This is a genomic window from Candidatus Hydrogenedentota bacterium (assembly GCA_016791475.1).
Classification (GTDB): domain Bacteria; phylum Hydrogenedentota; class Hydrogenedentia; order Hydrogenedentales; family JAEUWI01; genus JAEUWI01.
In genome coordinates this window covers 326-838 of sequence record JAEUWI010000152.1, presented here as the reverse complement: position 1 = coordinate 838, position 513 = coordinate 326, and the positions used below count along the sequence as shown (strand labels likewise).

The 513-nt window shown below is 65.5% G+C and carries 1 protein-coding gene; it reads left to right on the top strand.

Features of this window, described 5'->3' with window-relative positions:
* On the top strand, window positions 1-353 hold a 353-nt coding region (locus tag JNK74_28395; GenBank protein ID MBL7650108.1), incomplete at its 5' end, for a bifunctional homocysteine S-methyltransferase/methylenetetrahydrofolate reductase.
* Between the last annotated feature and the right edge of the window lie 160 nt (window positions 354-513).

Below are 513 nucleotides of genomic sequence, written 5' to 3'. Positions count from 1 at the left end.
AGCCGATCTATGCGGTCGATCCGGCGCGCGATTTTCTGGCGCGCTACGCCGAGTTGCACGGGCCGCTGGCGTTGCCCGTGATCGTCGGTGTGTTACCGCTGTACGGGGCGCGCCATGCCGCCTTCCTCAACAACGAAGTGCCGGGTATCCGCATCTCCCCGGAGGCGCTCCAGCGGATGGACGCCGCCGGCGACGACGGCCCGCGCGAAGGCGTGCGCCTGGCGCTCGAGCTGCTGGCTGAGCTGCGCGGCCTTTCCGACCTGAGGGGCATCCTGCGCGGCGCGTATCTCATGCCGCCGTTCGGGCGTTATGAGATGGCGGCGGAGATTTTGGAGGGCATGCGGGCGGCGTAGGGGAAGAGGGAAGAGGGAAGAGGGAAGAGGGAAGAGGGAAGAGGGAAGAGGGTAAACCCTTCGCTCTTCCCTTTGGAATTTAAGGGCACTGCGACAGGTGGCCGACGCCTGGTGCATGCTTGTGTTTGCGTCATCTGGAGTGTCCAGGACATCGTGTGGC